This is a genomic window from Nocardioides dilutus (assembly GCF_054779555.1).
The window spans coordinates 55,729-74,947 of record NZ_BAAGYA010000003.1 but is presented as its reverse complement, the minus strand read 5'-3'; the positions used below and the strand labels follow the sequence as shown (position 1 = coordinate 74,947).

Genomic DNA, 19,219 nt, shown 5'->3' with positions numbered 1-19,219 from the left:
GTCAGGAGCCCGATGCGGTGTGAATCGGTAGGTCGCCCCTGGCCCGTGTGGTCCGGGCCCTCTCGGCGTCGCCGGTCACTTGGCTGGGTTGGTTCAGGTCCTCGGCTTGATCTTCCATTTCCAGACGGCCGGGGTCGGGTCGAGGTTGCCGGCGGCGTCGATGGCCCGCACCTGGAACTTGTGCTTGCCCACCTTGAGGTTCTGGTACTTGGTGGGCGACTTGCACTTCTTCCACTTCTTCTTGTCCAGCTTGCACTTGAACGTCGAGCCCGGCTCGTTGGACTTGAAGACGAACTTCGCCGTGTGGCTGCGGGTCTTCTTCTTGGGGTGCTTGGTGATGGTCGTTCGCGGGGCGGTGGTGTCGGCCGACAGCCCGGTCAACGCGGTCAGCGTGGTCCGGTTCCCGGTCCCGGTCAGCTCCCCATAATTGTTGCGCCCGGTGCCGTAGACCACCCCGTCGTCCCCGACCACCAACGAGTGGTACCAGCTGGCCGCGGCCGTGACGCCGCGGACCCCGGCCGGCAGGCCGGTCAACGCGGTCAGCGTGGCCCGGTTCCCGGTCCCGGTCAGCTGTCCATAGTCGCTGCTCCCGGTGCCGTAGACCACCCCGTCGTCCCCGACCACCAACGAGTGCATCCAGCCTGCCGCAGCCGTGACGCCGCGGACCCCGGCCGGCAGGCCGGGCTGTTCCCGGACATCACCGCTCCGACCTCCAAGCGCCCCGCCCACACGGAGCACACACCCCAACCTCACCCGGCCGATGCCACAAGCGTCAGAGCCAGAAGTCCCCCAGACCACCGGCACACGTCACCAACCAGGCGCAGCACAGCGCGACCGCCGGCCAACTCCCGGCGGGGACCCTCGCAACAGGTCAGCGGGGGGCGACCCCCGGTGGGTCTCGGGGCTGGTGACCCGGCCGGAGGCCGTCGTACTCCGTGACCGCCTCGCTCGGAGACGCACGGATCTGCCGCGTTGGGGGCTGTTGGCCGAGGGCGGACGCGGCGCGTCCTTACGCTGATCACGTGGATCTCTGGCCGTATCCCCGTGTCGAGTGCCGACAGCACGGCTGGCAGGACACGGTTCTATCGACCAGGTACGACCGCCGGGCCAAGCCACGGGACGTGCCCGACCTGTTCCTGTGTCGCTTGTGTCAGAAGGTCGGTGTGCCTCCTGCAGCCAGCAACTCGATCAAGGTCGGTCCGGAGTCGCAGCCAGTGGACTGACCGCTCATGCCACCGAGCGGCCGTCCGGTCATGCGGCGACTAGCGCGCTCCTGCCGATGTGCGGACGTTGCATAGGTCCAAGGGGCATAGTGCTCTCGTGGTCCGGCGCGAGGATTTCCTAGGCGAACTGGCTGCCGCTGTGCCTGAGTCGGGGGACGTGGTCGCAGAACACTTGGCCGACAACGACGAGCTGCTACTGCACGTGCTGATGGGCGACCTGTTGCGCATGACCGTGAACGCCCATGCCGCCGGTGAGGTGGCTGTTACGGACCGCGTCCTTGCATTCATCGACCGGTGCCTTCGCGAAGGTGACGACTACGTCATCAACGCCGTCGCCGTGTCATTCGTCGAGGACTTCGGTGTCTATCCCGGCGAGTCGGATGCGCTCTTGGAGCGGTGGCCACCTGCCCTCCGAGCCGAACTGGGACGCTGAAAGGCATCCGCTTCTAGCGCGTAGCGTGAACGCTTCTGGAGCTCCGCGGCCATCCGCTTCTGCCGCCGATCGGTCGTGCCGAGTTGAGGTCGCCGCAGTTTCATCAAGGGAGGTCGCTCAACCCGCACTCCCCGAGGTGAACTCGGCATGGGAACTGCAGGTTCGCCTGGATCCCTTGATGAACCGACGGGGAGCCGGACCCTGTCGCGCGCCGGGTTCAGTGGAGGCTCTGAACTGACGCGGCGACGGTAGTCGGCGCAGGGTTGTGCCGGTAGTGGTCGTTCTCGAACTCGACGGGTGGGACGAGCCCCGATCTCGCCGTGGAGCCGTCGATGGTTGAACCAGTCGAAGCCTCCATCAGACCCGGCGCGCGACATAGCTCTGACGCGCCATCGCGACCTCCTTGAGTCAAGGAAGTGTTGCGACGACCCGTTGAGAGCACCGGCATGAGAGTGCGCATCGCTGGCGAGCCGCGTCGGGTCTTTCCGCCGCCTGCTGGACACAGGATTCTCCGATGAGCGAACTCGTTGCCGCCCCGCGTTTCGGACAGCCAGCGTGGGATCGTGGAGACGATGAGGCGACACCAGCGCGTCACAGCCAGCGGGGTGCGCTGGCCGCAGAGCGAGCGGCTGCGCCGACGTCAGCGGTGGTACTTCGCCCTGATGGGCGTTTGTCTGGTGCTGATTCTGCTGGCCTGGAACCTGGTCCGGTTGTGGTCGACGACGGCAGCCGTGGTCATGTCAGTCGTCGCTGCCGTGCTCCCACCGATAGCCGTGGTCATCGCCAACTGGGGCGAGGACCACTGACGACGCGCGCGCCGGTAGTCATCTGCCCGGCGCCGACCCAGGCGACTCCGCCGGTGCGTCGGAATCTCGACGCCCGCGACGTGCGCTGCGGCGTCCGGATCTAGCGCGATCCGCTCGCCACCAAGGTGCCCCATTGCGCCGCCTGTCGGCGCTCGAACGGCACTCACATGCCGATGTGCGCTCGCATGGAATCTCGAGAACATCCGAAGGGTCGGTGAGTTCGGGGAGTACTCTGCCCACACAATCGGTGCACCCGACCCGCACCGCAACCGAGAAGGTCTCACATGCCGCGCTCCGCAAGCCGTCGCCTGACCTTGACCCTGTCGGTGTTCATCCTCGGCTGCGCAGCCATCGTCGGCGCTACCGCCACCGCCAGCTCCGCGCCGACGAGTCCGGGCCTCCTGCCCGATCTGCAGACGGTGGTGCCGCTGCACCTCCAGATCCAGAACCAGAAGCAGCGCGAGATCCTGCGGTTCTCGAACGGGATCGCGAACACCGGCGACGGACCCTGGGCGCTGCGGCCCGAGCACGTCGGCGGAGTGACCAACGCGATCCAGGAGATCCGCGACGCCGACGGCAACGTGGTGAGCGAGCATCTGGTCAGCACGTTCGAGTTTCACCCGGCGCACAACCACTGGCACATCGGCGACATCGCGCAGTTCGAGGTTCGCCGGGGCAGCCCCACCGGGCCGGTCGCCTCCAACGCGTCGATCAAGGTCACGTTCTGCCTCATCGACTGGTACAAGCTGGAAGACAACGCGCCCAACAAGGAGAAGGAGTTCTGGGACTGCGCGAACTCCTACCAAGGCATCTCGGCCGGCTGGGTTGACCAGTACCACCAAGCGACCGAGGGCCAGCAGCTCGACCTCACCAACGCGCCGAACGCCGACGACTACTACCTCGTCAGCACCTCAAACTACGCCGGCAAGTTCCTCGAGGAGACCACGGCGAACAACACGGCGTGGGTGAAGTTCCGCCTCTATCGGGACAGCAAGGGCAACCGCAAGGTGGAGGTCCTCGGCAACTCGCCGTGCGCCACCCCGGGTCTCTGCGGAGTCGGCGCACCCAACCGCTAAGCCGGACCCGCCCGCGCGCGATTTGGGCACTTCAAAAGGGCTTGCCAGAGACGCCGACGGTGTCACGAGCTTCGTCTGGGCAGCGCCCTAGGACTGTTCCTCAGGCCTTCTCGCAGGCGATCTTGTCGCCGTCCGTGTCACGCCATCTCCTCCGACTCCATGGCCCAACGGGGTCGTTCTGGACTGGCCCGGTCAGCCGAAGGCGATGACACCGCGGCAGGTCTGACCGGCATGCTTGGCCTTGAAGACGACCCGGTCGGTGCCGGACTTGTCCGCGATCCTGCGCTGGACCGAGAACGACCCACTCGGACCGCCGGTGGTGGCATTGCCCTTGGCGACGACCACACCGTTGTCCTTGATCTTCCAGGCCCAGGCCTGGCCGGACTTGTTGCTGTCGACCTCGCCCTCGACCTCGAGCTTGCTGTTGTCGGTCTTGACCTTGAGCTTCCAGTCGGCGGATCCCGAGCAGCTGCCGGTCTTGATGACGCGGTCGTCGTCGCCACCGCTGGCTGACGCCGGCGCGGCGGTGAGGGCGAGCGAGGCGGTGAGCAGGGATGCGGCGGCGAGGGAGATGGGGCGAGTGGCGTTCATGATGATGCTCCTCTTGGGTGGGCTCAGTGGGACGACGGTGATCGGGCGGTGGAGAACCCGCCGAAGCGGGCTTTGGGCTGGCGAGCCATGACGGGCTCGAGCGCCTCGGCGAGCTCGTGCGGAAGCGGACGGTCGGCGGGGTCGGGCTCGAGGGCGGCGGAGACGATCTTCTGCACCTCGTGAGGTGTGTCCTCGGGCATCTCGTAAGGCGGGTCGACGAGCTGTGGGTAGCGGAGCTCGGGATCACCCGAGTCCCGCTCCCCCGCGTCGAAGGGCCGGTAGCCGGCGACCGCCTCGAACAGCGTCGCGCCGAGCCCCCAGACGTCGCTCTCGGGACCGGGGCGCCCGCGGCGGCCCGGAGCGCACTGCTCGGGCGCCATGAAGGCATCGGTGCCGATCTCGCTGGTGAGGGACGCGGCGTCGGCGGCCGGGCGGGCCACCGACAGGTCGATGAGCCTCGCCGGGGCGCCCATGATGATGTTGCTGGGCTTGATGTCCAGATGGGTCCAGCCCAGCCGGCGCAGGTAGTGCAGCGCCCCGGCGATCTCGATCGCCAGCGGCAGGTACTGCTGCTCGGGGAGCCGCCCGTGGCGCCGGAGCAGGGACGACAGGCGGGGCCCGTCGATCTGCTCCAGCACCACGTGCGGGCGGGGGCCCTCCACGTCGTGTCGCAGCCCGCGGACCACGACCGGGTGGTTGACGGTCGTCAACGCGTGCACCTCGCGGCGCAGCCCACGCAGGGTCGACTCGTCGGTCACCTGGTCGGGCCGCACCACCTTGACGACGACGGGACCGTAGGTGATCTCGTCGAACGCCAGGTAGGCCTCGTACGCCGTGCCGCCCCCGAGCCGCTTCGCGACGATCAGGTCCGAGGTGATCTCGTCACCCGGCACGAAGCTCCAGCTGCTCCCACTCATGTCAGGTCCGTTCAGCCGCGGGTGTTGTGGCGGGTGCCGTCGTTGGTGTGACCGCGGGAGTGGTCGACGTTGTTCTTGCCCGGCCCGTCGTTGGTCAGGTCCTTGACCTTCTTGACCCGGCTGTGGTCGGTGTTGTTGCCGTTGGTCCTCGTGCCGGTGTTGGTGTTGGTGTCGTCGGGACCGGTGTTGTTGCCCGTGTTGGTGCTGGTGTTGTCGGAGCCGGTGCTGGTCATGCTGGTCGCCGTGTCACCGTTGGTGTTGGTGTTGCCGCTGGTCGAGTCGTCGTCGTTGCCGTCGTCGTCGCCACCGTCCTTGGTGGTCACGATCTGACCCGAGTCGTCGTCGCGCTTGAAGGCGACGTCGCTGGCCTCGTCGGCCATCGCCGGGGCGGTGAAACCGATCACGCCGGCGGCCGTCGCACCGACCAGTGCCATGGTGCTGAGTCGCAGTGCCTTGTGCATCGGGGTGTCCTCTCGTTGGTGGTTGACGAGTGAACGATCCCCTGCAGCTGTGAGCCGGCCATGAGTCCCCGATGAGACCCCTCTCATCGTGGCCCGCTGCCCCCGTGACGCGGTCCCAGCGGTCCTAGCGCCGCCAGGCGCGCAACCTCGAGGCCGGCCCCTCGGTCGAGACCGGCGACTCCGACTGCTCCCACACCCGGCGCCACTGCGCGACGGGCGGACCCGACGGGTCAGGGGTCTCGCCCGCGGCGGCGCGCTGCCGCGACTCCCACCAAGTGGTCCGGTCCTCGTCGAGCAACGAGGCGACGGCGTCCTTGATCCGGGGCGCGAACTCGCGCACCCCCTCACCGGGGCGGGCGTGCAACGGCTCGCCGAACCGAATCGTGAGCTGGCGGCGGCCCTTGCTGGGCCAGTTCTGGCCACGCGGCATCGCGGCGAAGGTGCCGCGGTGCGCGACCGGGACGACGGGCACGTCGTGCTCGAGGGCCAGGAAGGCCGCGCCCATCCGGAAGTTGCCCATCCAGCCGTCCTGCGACCGGGTGCCCTCCGGGAAGATCACCAGGCTCCACCCGTCGGCCAGCACCTCGCCGGGCGTGGTCGCCATCGTGCCGCCACGGCGGTCGATGGGGAACGTGTTGAAGACCAGCGACGAGCCGACGGCGCGCCACCACGTGTCGAAGAAGTAGTCGGCCGCCGCCGCCACCGCCGTACGCCGCCGCCACTCGTCAGGGAGCGACAGCAACACCAGCGGGGTGTCGAGGTGGGAGGCGTGGTTGGCCGCGAAGATGACCGGTCCCTCGACGCGCTCGAGCACGTCGAGCCCCTGGACGTCGGTGCGGACCTGCGAGCGGAACAGCGGCTCGAGCCCGCCCTTCTGGGCCACCTCGCGCGCGACCACCGCCGGCTTGCGCCGCGACCAGTCGCTGCGGAACACGGTCGACTTGGACGGCAGGACGTAGGGCTCCGCCGAGCGCGGCACCTGGCCGCGCCGGCCCCAGCGCCAGCCCCGGGCGACCTGCTTGACGTCGGAGACGCCGCCCTTGATGAAGCTCACTGTGGTTCAGTCCCAGCATCGGCTTGCGAGGTTTCGAGACGCCTCGCTCGTGCCTCGCTCGGCTCCTCAACCACCGGGAGGCGAGTCACCGGACGTCCGCGAGCAGGTGGGGCGGGTTGTGCAGGTAGGTGATCGACGGCGACGTACCGACCGTGCCCGACGCCATCTCCAGGGCGTCCTGCAGGGTGCTGGCCGCCCGGAAGCCGAGCCGGGCCGCGACCTTGCGGTCACCGCCCACCCAGATCACCTCGTCGACGTGGTCCATCGCGTGCGCCGCCCAGTACCACATGTAGAACGGGTGGACGCCGTGGTAGGCGTGCGAGGTCCGGTAGAGGTGGATGTACCACGGGTCCTGGGCGAACTGCTGCTCGTACTTCTCCCCCACCACAGCCGGGTCGGTCGACTCCGCGAGGACCTCCTCGTAGAAGTCGACGTAGGACGGGTGGTGCAGCTGGTTGAACCCCTCGTTGAGCGGGTGGTAGAGGATCACCGCGCCGCCCTTCCGGACCACGGGCTGGCCGCGGTAGGAGTTGAAGTAGTAGCCCAGGCCCATGCAGGTCGCGAGGATCGGGTTCATCGACGAGTTGACGTTGTAGGGGCCGAGGTAGGGCACGCCCATGACGAGCACGTCGGACTGCCCCTGCACCTCCACGAGGTGCTGGGCGTGCACCTTCTCCAGCGTCCGCTCGTGCACCGCCTCGACCTCGCCGGCGTTGACGCCGGTCAGTCCGTAGACCGAGCGCAGGTCGTGGAACATCTTGTGCTTGAGCTTCGGCGGGGCGACCGACAGCCCGCGGCGCATGCCGAGCATGGTGGCCTGGTCGCGGACCGACCACTCCCACTCGCGCTTCTGCAGGAAGTCGTAGGGCTTGGGGAAGACGTCGTTGTTGAGCGTCGTCTCGATCTGGAAGACCCGCACGTGGTCCTTGATGACCCGGCCCATCCGCCAGGCGGAGTGGTGCATGGCGGAGTGCTTGTGGTCCATGAAGGACCGCGAGTGCACCATCGTCTTGGCGTTGTGGTGGTGTCGCAGGGACTTGTACGACGCCAGCCCGATGCCCACCGACTTGTGGCCGCCGTCCATCGCGACCAGGTTGACGTTGACATAGACCAGCAGGTCGGACTCGGCGGCCCGCTTGCTGATCTCGATGTCCTCGCCCTTGTCGGTCGTGCCGAGGTGGGTGAGGTTGTCGCGGTCCTCGGCGTCGAAGTTGTAGAGCAGCCCCTGGGGGTAGAACGACCGGAACACCCGCTCGCCGACGATGTGCTTGAGCTCGGCGGCGGTCATCCGGCGGTGCAGCGCGTTGGCGGCGATCAGCTCGACGTCGTCGACGCCGGCCTCGGCGGCCATCGTCAGCACCTGCTCGATGATCCGGCCGCGGATGTCCGGCGCCTTCATCGTCGGCAGCGGCAGCGACAGGTCGTCGAAGGCGATGGTCAGCCGCATGCCGGGCTTGAGCAGCTCGGGCAGCGGCTCGGAGTCGACCGGGTTGAGCAGCGCCTCGCGGATCGCCTCCTCCACGTCGGGGACGGCGGGCAGCGACTCGGGCGGGTAGACCACCCGGGTGCCCAGCGGGAACTTGTCCTCCAGACGGAACCCGAGCCCCTCGTGCACGACGAGCGGCGGCGTCCGGTCGTCGACCTCGAGAACGAAACCCGGCCTACTCATGGGGGCGACTCACTGTGAACTCCTGGGATCGAAAGCGACCTTGACGGTACCGAGCCCACCGGCGGAGTGCGCGTGGTCGAGCGCCTCCCGCCAGCGGTGCAGGGGATAGCTGGCGACGGACTTGGCGATGCGGCTGACGGTGTCGTGGCCGACCAGCTCCAGCGCCTGGGGGAACGCGTCGCCCGACGAAGCGTAGGTGCCGACGAGCTCGAGCTCGCGGAACCAGGCTGCGGACAGGTCGGCAGGGGCCGGCATCCCGGACATGACGACCCGGCCACCGGCGCGGGTGGCGTGCAGCGCGGTCTCCAGCGACTGCTTGCTCCCCACCGCGTCGACCGCGACGTCGACCCCGCCGAGGAGGTAGGGCGTGGAGAACTCCGGCTTGAGCTGGAAGGCGCCCGTGGAGCGGCGCACCCGGCGCAGCACCTCACCGGGCGCGACGACCTCGGTGGCCCCGAGCTCGAGCGCCAGCTCCCGCTGGTGACCGTGCTTCGCGACCACGATGATCTCGCCGGCCGGGGTCAGCTCGCGCAGCGCGAGCGTGGCGAACAGGCCGACCGACCCGGCTCCACTGACCAGCACCCGGTCGTTGGACCGTACGCCGGCGCGCAGGGCGGTGTGCACGGCGCAGGCGACCGGCTCGACCAGCAGGGCCTGCTCGTCGGAGTAGCCCTCGGGCACGGCGTACATCTGGCTGCGGTGGGCCGCGAGCTGCTGCCCCCAGCCGCCGCCGGTGTCCTTGCAGAACCCGGTCTGCAGGCCCGGTGACAGGTGGCCGACGGTGACCCGGCTGCACCGGTTGGTCGCCCCGACCGCGCAGTTCTCGCACGGCTCGACGCCGCGGACCGCGCAGGTGAGCACCGGGTCGAGCACGACCCGGGTGCCGGCAGGGAGGTCCTCGCAGTCATCGAGCAGCTCGCCGACGACCTCGTGGCCCGGGACGAATGGCAACGAGACCACGGCCGAGAAGTAGAGGCTGGTCTTGCCGGAGAGCGCGCCGAGGTCGGAGCCGCAGATACCGGAGAGCCGGGTGCGCACCCGGGCCCAGCCCGGCCGGTCGGCCTTGGGCGGGTCGATCGTGACCAGGCGCAGCGGCGCGGCGTAGCCGGACAGCAGCCCGGGCATCCGCGACCCCATCGCCTTGCCGGCCACCGTGCGCGGCAGCGAGCGGAACATCTCGAGGGCGAGCATCATCTGGTCATCGCCTCGCCGGGTCCAGGCCGCGGGTCGCGCCGGTGGGACTGGCCCAGTCGGCGACGTCCCAGTGCGAGCGGCGGGCGTGGCGGTAGAGCGGGATGTCCGGGCGGACGGCGACCGCGTTGCCGACCGCCTCGAGCAGCGGCAGGTCGGAGTGGGAGTCTGCGTAACCGTAGGACGCCGACATGTCGATGCCGTGCTCGGCGGCGTAGGACCTCATCCAGGCCGCTCGCGACTCCCCGACCAGGGGTGAGGAGGCGAGGTGGCCGGTGCAGATGCCCCGGGAGTCGACGGCGAGGTCGGCGGCCTCGATGTGGTCGAAGAGCGGCAGCAGCGGCCGGGTCAACGGTCGGATCGCGCCGGTGATCAACACCGTGTGGTGACCGGCGGCGCGGTGCTCGCGGATCCGGCGTACGGCGTCGGGCGACAGCCGAGACAGCACGTGGTCGGTGAGGAAGTCGTCGGCCACTGCGTTGAGGTCGTCGAGCCGCGCCCCCTGGTATTCGCGGTAGATCCCGCGCAGGAAGTCGCTGCGGGAGCGGCGCTCGGCCTGCACCAGGCTCGGCACCTTGGACGCGATCCGGCTCAGCTCGGCCAGCCGCTCGTGGCCGTCCAGCTCGCGCAGCCGCACCCAGAGGTAGGTCTCGATGACGTTGGACGACAGGAGCGTCCCGTCCATGTCGAAGAACGCCGCGATGCCGGGCGCCTCGCCACCAACCTTGCGCAACGCGTTGTTCGCCGGCTTCCTGCGGAGCGCCCGGAGCTCGTCGAGGCGACGGACGGGTGCGGTGACGGCGGGGCAGTGCACCTCGATGAAGTAGTGCTCCCAGTCGATGACCGAGGTGTCGAAGGCGAACGTGGCGCGGTCGGTCTCGGACAGCGAGTCGTAGAGTGCCATCGTCTGCTTGTCGGAGAACCGCAGCTCCGCGGTGGCGTACTCCATGTAGAGGTCGAGGTAGCGCCTCAGGAACTCCAGGCGCCGGCCCTGCTGGTGCAGCTTGCGGGCCAGGTCACGGGCCCGGTCGCTGCGCGGCGCGTGGCCGATCGCGTAGTCGGCGATCTTCCAGGCCTTCTCGCTCGTCGAGAGCAGCCGCTCGACCGAGCGCGCACCCGGGAACCGCCACTCCGGCAGCCGCGCGGCGCCCCGGTCGCCCGCGGTGAACGGGTGCCGCTCGAAGTAGGTGCGCACCGAGCTGTAGAGCGTGTTGAAGGTCAACGGGTTGCGGTCGCCGCTGGAGACGTGGAAGTAGCCGACGTCGCCGGCCACAGGCGGGTGCGCCAACACTCCGACGATCGCGGCCACGACGTGGTCGACCGGCACGATGTCGACGATGGTGTCGGGCGATGCGGGGAACTCCGGGAGCTCGCCGCGGCCGTAGGCCAGGATCAGCGGCTCGGCCATCTTGAAGCCCTCGATCCAGCCCACGTGCGGCTTCTCGAGCGCCGACTCGATGATGCTGGGGCGGACGATCGAGGCCGTGCGCGGGCCGATGCCGTCGTCCCCGGCGCCGGCCGCCCAGCGCTCGACGACCCGCTCGCCCATCGCCTTGGTGAACGTGTAGCAGTCGGTCCAGCCCAGGCTCCGGGCCCGCTCGGTGCCGATCCGCACCAGCTCGTCCTTGACCCACTGCTTGCGGGCGGCCTCGGTGGCGCGGGCGGCGGTCAGGAGCCCGGCCCGGCTGTGCTCCTTCTCGGCCTTCTTGCGTTCCTTCGTGAGCAGGTCGGCGCCCCGGGAGCGGTGCTCGACGGCCTGTCGCTGGCCGAGCCCCCAGGCCAGCTCGGTCTCCAGGTCGACGTCGTGGTCGACCGGAGCCTCGGGGATGCTGCCGCGCCGCCGGCCGGCGACGTACGCCGTGGAGATGTGGACGTAGTGGATGTCCGTGCCCGACGCCTCGCGCGCCTCGTCGATGCGGGCGAGCAGGTCGCGGACGCCGATCACGTTGGTCGTGAAGCCCTCGTCGACCGGCGGGTCGAACGACACGTCGCCGGCGCAGTGGACGACGGCGTCGATGTCGGTGGGGAGCGCGGGCACGTCGGCGAGGTCTCCCTCGACAACCGCCACCCGGGCCGCCATCAGCGCCTCGACACCGCTGGCCCCCTCCACGAGGTCGGCGAAGATCGGCTTCTCCAGCAGCTTCGCGGTCCGGTCGGCGCCGCTGGTCGAGCCCTTGGGCCGGACCAGCACGCTGGTGCGCAGGTCCGGCACCTCGCTGAGGATCAGGTGGAGGAGCGCCTCGCCGACGAAGCCGGTGACCCCGGTGAGCAGGACGTGCTGTCCTGCCAAGCGCGCTGCGATCGACCCCTCCGTCACGCCCGCGATCGTGCCATGCGGCCCGGGGTCACGGCCATCGGGGTCAGGCCCCTGTCCGGTGCTTGGTCGCCTCCCGCCGCGACAGACCCGACAGCCGGTCGCCGAGCCGGTCGACCTCGGCCCAGACCCACTCCGGGTCGGTCCGGGCGTAGTCGCGCAGCGCCCAGCCGATGCCCTTGCGGAGCCAGAACGACGGGTCGCCCAGGTTGGCCTCGACGACCCGGCGGAGCAGGTCGGTGTCGGTGTGCGCGCCACGGCCGACCTGGCAGATCACGGCCGCCCGCCGCAGCCACACGTCGGCGTCGACCGACCAGCCCGCGATCACGGGCGTGACCGCCTCCCCGTGGCCGGCGAGCGTGTCGCGCACCAGGTGGGTGGCGGTCTCGTCGACGACGTCCCACCACGCCCCGGTGACGACCAGGTGCCGCCACAGCGGCAGCGAGTCCGGGTCGAGCCAGGCCCGGGCCCGCCGGTGGCGGGCGACCGCCAGCGCGGCGTACCACTCCTCGCGATGGGTGGCCTCGTCCCACAGCGCCCGGACCGCGGCCTCCCAGGTGGCCCGCGACGGCGGCTCGTAGACCGCGAGCAGCGGCCGGAGCAGGGCGCGCAGCTGCGGTGATGTGAGCCCGCGGTAGGGCATCGCGGACTTCATGTAGCGCTGCTGGCCCTCAGCACGCACCGGGTCGCCCGCGCCGGCCAGCGCGGCCCGGATCTCGTCCGCGAGGTCCGGGCCCAGGTGTGCGGGAGATGTCGCCACCTCCCGCACACTATTCAGGCCTCCCCCGGCACTCCCCGTGCGGGCCGACCCCCTGAAGGGCCACAACCGCCTCTCGGCTTACGTCGGGTCGACAGGACGGTTCCCCGACCGCCGTGGTCGTACACGGTGTGCAGGCGTGAACCGGACATGCCCCTCTCTGGGAGGGCGAAGGGGACGATGCTGGTGGGCGCAGAGGGGATCGAACCCCCGACCACCTCCTTGTAAGGGAGGTGCTCTACCGCTGAGCTATACGCCCGCTCGCGCGCCGACACGACGCCGCGCACACGATACGGGGCAGGCCCGGGACGGCTGCCACGGTGCTCAGAAACGACGTGCTCAGAAATGAGTTGAGCCGCTGGCGTCTCGGGTCACCAGCGGCTCAACTCGGCATACCGTAGCCAAGGTCAGGAGGCCCGACAAACCGAAACGCGAGAACTTTTCGCAATGGTCCAGACCAGGTTACGCGGGGCGTCTCACGACTGTTGCCGGAGCGTGGATCAGGCGTAGATCAGGCGTACTTCTGGAGCTGCCGAACGTGCTCGTCGAGGTCGCGGGCGGGGCCGTCGCTGTGCACCGCCCAGCGCACGACACCCGCCGGGTCGACGACGAAGGACGAACGCCGCGGGCACCCCTTGTCCTCGTTGAACACGCCGTAGGCGCGGCTCACCTCGCCGTGCGGCCAGAAGTCGGACAGCAGCGGGAAGTTGAGGCCGTCGGCGTCGGCGAAGGCGCGCAGGGAGTAGACCGGGTCGCACGAGACCGCGAGCACCTCGGAGCCGAACGTCATCAGCTCGGCCAGCCGGTCGCGGAGCCCGGCCATCTCGCCTGTGCAGACACCCGAGAACGCGTAGGGGTAGAAGACGATCGCCACCGCCTTCTCGCCGCGGTAGGACGACAGGCTGACGTCCTGCCCGAACTGGTCGCGGAGCGTGAAGTCCGGGGCGGGCGAGCCGACCTCGAGTCCGGTCACTCGCCTTCGTCCTCGTCGCCATGGTCCGGGTCGTGCTCTGCCAGCTCGCGCTTGAGGACCTTGCCCGTCGCGTTGCGCGGCAGCTCGTCCAGGACGACGATCTCGCGCGGCACCTTGAACCGGGCCAGGTTGTCCTTCACGTGGGCCTTGAGGTCGTCCCCCGAGACGTCCATCCCGTCGCGGAGCACCACGAAGGCGCGCAGCCGCTTGCCGAAGTCGTCGTCGTCGACGCCGATCGCCGCGACCTCGACGACCGCCTCGTGGCGGGCCAGACAGTCCTCGACCTCCTTGGGGAAGACGTTCTCGCCACCGGACACGATCATCTCGTCGTCGCGGCCCTCGACGTAGAGCAGGCCGTCCTCGTCGAACCGACCCACGTCGCCGGACGACATCAGGCCGTCGATCATCTGCTTGTTGCCGCCGCCGGTGTAGCCCTCGAACAGCAGGCTGTTGCCGACGAAGATCCGTCCGGACTCGCCCTGGGGCAGCTCCCGGTCGGACTTCTCGTCGTAGATCTTCACGACCGTGGCCCACGGCGGCTTCCCGGCCGTGGTGGGCGACTTGCGCATGTCGGCGGGCGTGGCGATCGAGGCGTAGGCGACCTCGGTTGAGCCGTAGGTGTTGTAGAGGTTGTCGCCGAAATGGTCCATCCAGGAGATCGCGAGGTCACCGGGCAGCGCGGACCCGGAGGCGGCGACCACCTCGACGGTGTCGAGGGAGTACTTGTCCAGGGTCTCGTCCGGCAGGGCCAGGATGCGTTGCAGCATCACCGGGATGACCACCATTCCGGAGCACTTGTGCTCGTCGACCGCCGCGAGGGCGGCCTCCGGCTCGAACCTGCGGCGCAGCACCATCGTGTGGCCCAGCAGCAGCGACAGCATCATGTGCGCGAAGCCCCAGGTGTGGAACAAGGGTGCGGCGATGTGCACGGTCCAGCCCTGGCGCAGTGGCATCCGGGACAGCAGCGAGATGGCCGCGTCTATGCCCGCCTCGTTGCGCGGTGCGCCCTTCGGCGTCCCGGTGGTGCCCGAGGTCAGGATGATGATCCGGGTGTGGTGGTCGGGCGGCTCGAGTGGCGAGTCGTCCAGCTCGCCCTCGATCAGGGCGTCGAGGGAGTCGTCGGACTGCTCCTCGGCGTAGGAGAGCACCCGCTTGTCGACAGGTGCCTTCGCGAGCATGCCCGAGAACTCCTCGTCGTGGATCACGACGGCGGGGTCCTCGCGCTCGAGCACGTCGACCAGCTGGGGACCGGAGAACGCGGTGTTGAGATAGATCAGGTCGGCGCCGATCTTGGCCGCTGCGACCGTGGCCTCGACGAAGCCGCGGTGGTTGCGCGCCATCAGCGCGATCGAGTCGCCCTCGTCGACGCCCTGCTTGCGCAGGGCGCGGGCCAGCGCGTTGGTGCGCCGGTCGACCTCGCCGAAGGTCAGGTCGCCACGCTCGTCGATGACCCACACCTTGTTGGGCAGGAGGGTCGCCATCGCCAGGAAGCCGCCGGCCGGGCCGGTGCCGTACCTCTTGAGCAGCGCGCCCGCCTTCGCCAGCGCCACCGGGGAGTAGGGCCGGATGATCCCCGAGCCGGCCAGGACCTTGAGTCCGTATCCGGCGGAGGAGGCGCGGGTCGTCAGCTTGTCGAGAGGGGAGGGCAGCAGCACGGTGTGAAGGATGCCACGCCGTCGTGGCGCGGTCAGGAGACGGTCAGGAGACGGTCTTGGGGGCGATCAGCCTGGTCGCCGACCAGTCCTTGCACACCGACGCCGTCGTGGTCTGGGCCAGGCCGGCGATGGGCGCAGCCTCGGCGATGTCGGCCGGGTCGACCGCGTTGGGCCGGCCCACCTTCGGGGTGAGCAGCCAGATGGAGCCGCCGCCGACCAGGTCGGTCAGCGCCTCGACCAGGCCGTCGACGAGATCGCCGTCCTCGTCGCGCCACCAGAGCAGCACGGCGTCCACGACGTTGCCGTAGTCGGCGTCGACCATGTCCGCGTCGATGGCGTCCTCGATCGTGATCCGCAGCTCGTCGTCGGTGTCGTTGTCCCAGCCCAGCTCCTGGACGACCATGCCCGCCGTGAGTCCCAGGCGATCGGCCGCGTTCGCCGCGGCGCCCGTCTGGCTCACTGCGGTTCCTCCATCTCGGTCGCACGCCCGTGGACCGGGCGGATCTGGGCGATAGTCCATCGGAAGTCAACCCCGCATGCAAGCCAGCACCCCGGGATGGACCTACTTGTCGGTAGGTCGTCGCGCTTCGAATCCAGTGACAGGATGGCCGGGTGAGCGATCCTTCCACCCCTGCTTCCCCCGCTGCTCCTCCCGTCCACACCGGCTCGACCCCGACTGTGATCCACGAGGGGCTCCCGACCCAGCTGCCCGACATCGACCCCGACGAGACCACCGACTGGCTCGACTCGTTCAACCAGCTGGTCGACGAGCGCGGTCGCGACCGGGCGCGCTACGTCATGCTCCGGCTGCTGCAGAAGGCGCGGGAGATGAACGTCGGCGTCCCAGCCTTGCGCAGCACCGACTACATCAACACGATCCCACCCGAGCGGGAGCCGTGGTTCCCCGGCGACGAGGAGATCGAGCGGCGGATCCGCGCCTTCATCCGGTGGAACGCCGCGGTGATGGTCTCCGACGCCAACCGGCCGGGCCTCGAGGTGGGCGGCCACATCGCGACCTACCAGTCCGCCGCCAGCCTCTACGAGGTCGGCTTCAACCACTTCTTCCGCGGCAAGGACCACCCCGGCGGCGGCGACCAGATCTACATCCAGGGCCACGGCTCCCCCGGCATCTACGCCCGCGCGTTCCTGGAGGGCCGGCTGTCCGAGGAGCAGCTCCTGCGCTTCCGCCAGGAGGTCCAGCACGGTGTCGGCAAGGGCCTGTCGTCCTACCCCCACCCGCGGCTCATGCCGGAGTTCTGGGAGTTTCCGACGGTCTCGATGGGGCTCACCGGCATCAACTCGATCTACCAGGCGCGCTTCAACCGCTACCTGCACAACCGTGGCATCAAGGACACCTCGCAGCAGACCGTGTGGGCCTTCCTCGGTGACGGTGAGATGGCCGAGCCCGAGTCGCTCGGTGCGATCCGGGTCGCCGCGCGCGAAGAGCTCGACAACCTGACCTGGATCATCAACTGCAACCTGCAGCAGCTCGACGGGCCGGTCACCGGCAACGGCAAGATCATCCAGGAGCTCGAGGCCAACTTCCGCGGCGCCGGCTGGAACGTGATCAAGGTGATCTGGGGCCGGGAGTGGGACGAGCTGCTGGCCCGCGACGTCGACGGCGTACTGGTCAACCAGATGAACAAGACCCCGGACGGCGCCTTCCAGAACTTCTCGGTCGAGGACGGCGCCTACAACCGCGAGCACTTCTTCGGGCCCGACCCGCGGCTGCGCAAGATGGTCGAGCACATGACCGACCGGCAGATCGAGAAGCTGCCACGCGGCGGCCACGACTACCGCAAGGTCTACGCCGCCTTCGACGCCGCCTCGAAGCACAGCGGCCAGCCGACGGTGATCCTGGCGCACACCATCAAGGGCTGGACGATCGAGGCCCTCGAGGGCCGCAACGCCACCCACCAGATGAAGAAGCTCAAGAAGGACGACCTCAAGAAGTTCCGCGACCGGCTCCGGCTGCCGATGAGCGACCGGGACATCGACGAGACCTACGACGCCACCGGCACCGCGCCGTTCTTCCACCCGGGCGCCGACTCCCCCGAGATCGAGTACATGATGGAGCGGCGTCGCGAGCTCGGTGGCTCGGTGCCCAGGCGCGTGCTCCGCGCCAAGCCGCTCAACCTGCCCGGCGCGTCGATGTACGACGAGCTCAAGCAGGGATCGGGGAAGAACAAGGTCGCCACCACCATGGCGACGGTCCGCCTCCTGAAGGACTGGATGAAGGACCCCGAGATCGGCCAGCGGATCGTGCCGATCGCCCCTGACGAGTACCGCACCTTCGGCATGGACTCGATGTTCCCGAGCGCCAAGGTCTACAACCCCGCCGGCCAGCTCTACCAGGCCGTCGACCGCAAGCTGCTGCTCTCCTACAAGGAGTCCGCCCAGGGCCAGCTGCTCCACGAGGGCATCTCCGAGGCGGGTGCGATGGCCTCGGCGACGGCCGCCGGCTCGGCGTACAGCACGCACGGCGAGCACATGATCCCGTTCTACATCTTCTACTCGATGTTCGGCTTCCAGCGGACCGGCGACTCGATCTGGGCGATGGCCGACCAGCTGGCCCGCGGCTTCCTCGTCGGCGCCACCGCGGGACGCACGACGCTGACCGGCGAGGGACTCCAGCACGCCGACGGGCACTCGCCCTTGCTGGCCGCCACCAACCCGGCGGTCGTGCACTACGACCCGGCGTTCGCCTACGAGGTCGCCCACATCATGGAGTCCGGCCTGGCCCGGATGTATGGCGAGACAGAGGCGCACCCGCACGGCGAGGACGTCATCTTCTACATGACGGTCTACAACGAGCCGGTCGCCCAGCCGAAGGAACCCGAAGGCGTCGACGTCGAGGGGATCCTCAAGGGTCTCCACAAGGTCGGCTCCGCCGAAGGCGATGGCCCGCGGGTGACCCTGCTGGCCTCCGGCGTGGGCTACCCCTGGATCGAGGACGCCGCCCGCATGCTCCGCGAGGACTGGGGCGTCGGCGCGGACCTGTGGTCGGTCACCTCGTGGAACGAGCTGGCCCGCAACGCCACCGCGGCCGAGGAGTGGAACCTCCTGCACCCGGGCGAGAGCCCGCGCACGGCGTACGTCGCCGACCGCCTGGCCGGCTCCCCCGGCCCGGTCGTCGCCGTGTCGGACTACATGCGCGCGGTGCCGCTCCAGATCGCCCGCTGGGTGCCCGGTGACTACCGGGTCCTCGGCGCCGACGGCTTCGGCTTCGCCGACACCCGCCCCGCGGCCCGGCGGTTCTTCCACATCGACGCCGAGTCAGTCGTGGTCCAGGCGCTCCAGGCGCTCGCCGACGCCGGCGAGATCGACCGGAGCCAGGTCGAGAAGGCGTTCGCGACCTACCGCATCGACGACCCGACCGCCGTCGCCGGTGTCCAGCAGGAGGGTGGGGACGCCTAAGCCAGCAGCTGCTGGGTGAGCGTCTCGAGCAGCCAGTCCCGGTAGGCCTTCGGCGTCCAGCCGGCCTCGAGGACCAGGCCGCGATAGACGTCGTGGCCGAAGAGCACGACGACGACGTCCGTCGCGGCCTCCGGGTCCAGCCCGGGCCGCAGGCCACCCAGCTCGGCCACCCGCCCCACCATGGCCGCCTGCCCTGCGCGACGGCGCGTCGTGAGCTCGCTCCAGTACGCCTCCACCGTGGCGTCAGACCCTGACGCCGCGGCCAGAGCTGGCCACAGCCGTGCCACCCGGTCGTAGATCTCGGTCCCGTGCCGGACTGCCAGAGCCAGGACCGCCTCGGGGGTGGCGGCGCCGAGCATCTCCGGCAGCCAGGGCGGCGGCCCTGAAGGAGCAGGAGCGTCAGCGCCGCTCGCGGTGGCCTGGGTGACCTCGCACAGCAGCCTGGCCTTGGTGTGGAAGCGGTAGTAGACGGTCTGGACCGACACCTCTGCGCTGGCGGCGATCTGCTCCATGGTCGTGTCGGCGTACCCCTGCTCGACGAACAGCTCGCGGGCGGCGGCGATCATCCGGCTGCGGTTCGCCCGGGCACCCGCGGAGCCGGTCGGCCGGCCGTTGACGGGCGTGGTCATGGTCGGATATTACTAGTGGTATCTCTAAAGGCATCTCTAAACTCTGGGAGCGT

The 19,219-nt window shown here is 69.7% G+C and carries 17 protein-coding genes and 1 tRNA gene; 4 read left to right on the top strand and 14 right to left on the bottom strand.

The window, feature by feature from the left end; translation table 11 throughout:
• Positions 1-93: 93 nt before the first annotated feature.
• The gene (locus tag ACYVC6_RS16100; RefSeq protein ID WP_460715431.1) at positions 94-636 is read right to left on the bottom strand and encodes a hypothetical protein; all 543 of its coding nucleotides are present in this window, start codon (positions 634-636) and stop codon (positions 94-96) included.
• Between the two features lie 684 nt (positions 637-1,320).
• Here ACYVC6_RS16100 and ACYVC6_RS16095 point away from each other — a divergent pair.
• The 3 genes from ACYVC6_RS16095 (at position 1,321) to ACYVC6_RS16085 (ending at position 3,538) form a co-directional block, all read left to right on the top strand.
• Positions 1,321-1,656 (top strand): DUF7674 family protein, encoded by a 336-nt coding sequence (locus ACYVC6_RS16095; RefSeq protein WP_460715430.1) that lies wholly within the window; start codon positions 1,321-1,323, stop codon positions 1,654-1,656.
• A 572-nt stretch (positions 1,657-2,228) separates the two neighbouring features.
• Positions 2,229-2,462 carry a DUF3099 domain-containing protein gene (locus tag ACYVC6_RS16090; RefSeq protein ID WP_460715429.1) on the top strand — a complete coding sequence of 78 codons (234 nt, stop codon included), beginning with the start codon at positions 2,229-2,231 and terminating at the stop codon, positions 2,460-2,462.
• A 284-nt stretch (positions 2,463-2,746) separates the two neighbouring features.
• Positions 2,747-3,538 (top strand): lysyl oxidase family protein, encoded by a 792-nt coding sequence (locus ACYVC6_RS16085; protein WP_460715428.1) that lies wholly within the window; start codon positions 2,747-2,749, stop codon positions 3,536-3,538.
• Positions 3,539-3,730: 192 nt separating this feature from the next.
• Here the strand turns inward: ACYVC6_RS16085 and ACYVC6_RS16080 are convergent, their stop codons facing one another.
• The 12 genes from ACYVC6_RS16080 to ACYVC6_RS16025 all read right to left on the bottom strand — a co-directional run bounded on the left by ACYVC6_RS16080 (position 3,731) and on the right by ACYVC6_RS16025 (position 15,580).
• Positions 3,731-4,129 (bottom strand): hypothetical protein, encoded by a 399-nt coding sequence (locus tag ACYVC6_RS16080; RefSeq protein WP_460715427.1) that lies wholly within the window; start codon positions 4,127-4,129, stop codon positions 3,731-3,733.
• Positions 4,130-4,152: 23 nt separating this feature from the next.
• Positions 4,153-5,046, bottom strand: a complete 894-nt coding sequence (locus ACYVC6_RS16075) for a serine/threonine-protein kinase (protein ID WP_460715426.1) — start codon at positions 5,044-5,046, stop codon at positions 4,153-4,155.
• Between the two features lie 11 nt (positions 5,047-5,057).
• Positions 5,058-5,507 (bottom strand): hypothetical protein, encoded by a 450-nt coding sequence (locus ACYVC6_RS16070; RefSeq protein ID WP_460715425.1) that lies wholly within the window; start codon positions 5,505-5,507, stop codon positions 5,058-5,060.
• Positions 5,508-5,631: 124 nt separating this feature from the next.
• A complete protein-coding gene (locus tag ACYVC6_RS16065) occupies positions 5,632-6,561 on the bottom strand; it encodes a lysophospholipid acyltransferase family protein (protein ID WP_460715424.1) in 930 nt (309 codons plus the stop codon).
• Between the two features lie 85 nt (positions 6,562-6,646).
• A complete protein-coding gene (gene larAH, locus ACYVC6_RS16060) occupies positions 6,647-8,230 on the bottom strand; it encodes an NPN-dependent hydroxyacid isomerase, LarAH14/15/16 family (RefSeq protein ID WP_460715423.1) in 1,584 nt (527 codons plus the stop codon).
• 9 nt (positions 8,231-8,239) lie between these two features.
• Complete coding sequence (locus ACYVC6_RS16055; protein ID WP_460715422.1) at positions 8,240-9,424, bottom strand: zinc-dependent alcohol dehydrogenase; 1,185 nt, start codon at positions 9,422-9,424, stop codon at positions 8,240-8,242.
• Positions 9,425-9,428: 4 nt separating this feature from the next.
• On the bottom strand, positions 9,429-11,738 hold the full coding sequence (locus ACYVC6_RS16050; RefSeq protein WP_460715421.1) for an HAD-IB family hydrolase: 2,310 nt from the start codon (positions 11,736-11,738) through the stop codon (positions 9,429-9,431).
• A 43-nt stretch (positions 11,739-11,781) separates the two neighbouring features.
• A complete protein-coding gene (locus ACYVC6_RS16045) occupies positions 11,782-12,495 on the bottom strand; it encodes a DNA alkylation repair protein (RefSeq protein WP_460715420.1) in 714 nt (237 codons plus the stop codon).
• A 181-nt stretch (positions 12,496-12,676) separates the two neighbouring features.
• Positions 12,677-12,751 (bottom strand) — tRNA-Val (locus ACYVC6_RS16040).
• 252 nt (positions 12,752-13,003) lie between these two features.
• Complete coding sequence (locus ACYVC6_RS16035) at positions 13,004-13,465, bottom strand: peroxiredoxin (protein WP_460715419.1); 462 nt, start codon at positions 13,463-13,465, stop codon at positions 13,004-13,006.
• Positions 13,462-15,120 (bottom strand): AMP-binding protein, encoded by a 1,659-nt coding sequence (locus ACYVC6_RS16030; RefSeq protein WP_460715418.1) that lies wholly within the window; start codon positions 15,118-15,120, stop codon positions 13,462-13,464. Before ACYVC6_RS16030 ends, ACYVC6_RS16035 begins: the two co-directional genes overlap by 4 nt.
• A gap of 43 nt (positions 15,121-15,163) precedes the next feature.
• Entirely contained in the window at positions 15,164-15,580 is a 417-nt protein-coding gene (locus ACYVC6_RS16025) for a DUF3052 domain-containing protein (RefSeq protein WP_460715417.1), read from the bottom strand.
• 218 nt (positions 15,581-15,798) lie between these two features.
• On the opposite strand from ACYVC6_RS16025, the gene aceE reads away from it, so the two are divergent.
• Complete coding sequence (gene aceE / locus ACYVC6_RS16020) at positions 15,799-18,537, top strand: pyruvate dehydrogenase (acetyl-transferring), homodimeric type (protein ID WP_460716496.1); 2,739 nt, start codon at positions 15,799-15,801, stop codon at positions 18,535-18,537.
• Here aceE and ACYVC6_RS16015 read toward each other — a convergent pair.
• Positions 18,534-19,166 carry a TetR/AcrR family transcriptional regulator gene (locus ACYVC6_RS16015; protein ID WP_460715416.1) on the bottom strand — a complete coding sequence of 211 codons (633 nt, stop codon included), beginning with the start codon at positions 19,164-19,166 and terminating at the stop codon, positions 18,534-18,536. The genes aceE and ACYVC6_RS16015 overlap by 4 nt on opposite strands.
• Between the last annotated feature and the right edge of the window lie 53 nt (positions 19,167-19,219).

Coding starts and splice junctions, on each gene's coding strand:
- ACYVC6_RS16100 (WP_460715431.1), bottom strand. CDS start 636: ATGCACTCGTTGGTGGTCGGGGACGACGGGGTGGTCTACGGCACCGGG.
- ACYVC6_RS16090 (WP_460715429.1), top strand. CDS start 2,229: ATGAGGCGACACCAGCGCGTCACAGCCAGCGGGGTGCGCTGGCCGCAG.
- ACYVC6_RS16085 (WP_460715428.1), top strand. CDS start 2,747: ATGCCGCGCTCCGCAAGCCGTCGCCTGACCTTGACCCTGTCGGTGTTC.
- ACYVC6_RS16080 (WP_460715427.1), bottom strand. CDS start 4,129: ATGAACGCCACTCGCCCCATCTCCCTCGCCGCCGCATCCCTGCTCACC.
- ACYVC6_RS16075 (WP_460715426.1), bottom strand. CDS start 5,046: ATGAGTGGGAGCAGCTGGAGCTTCGTGCCGGGTGACGAGATCACCTCG.
- ACYVC6_RS16070 (WP_460715425.1), bottom strand. CDS start 5,507: ATGCACAAGGCACTGCGACTCAGCACCATGGCACTGGTCGGTGCGACG.
- larAH (WP_460715423.1), bottom strand. CDS start 8,230: ATGAGTAGGCCGGGTTTCGTTCTCGAGGTCGACGACCGGACGCCGCCG.
- ACYVC6_RS16055 (WP_460715422.1), bottom strand. CDS start 9,424: ATGATGCTCGCCCTCGAGATGTTCCGCTCGCTGCCGCGCACGGTGGCC.
- ACYVC6_RS16015 (WP_460715416.1), bottom strand. CDS start 19,166: ATGACCACGCCCGTCAACGGCCGGCCGACCGGCTCCGCGGGTGCCCGG.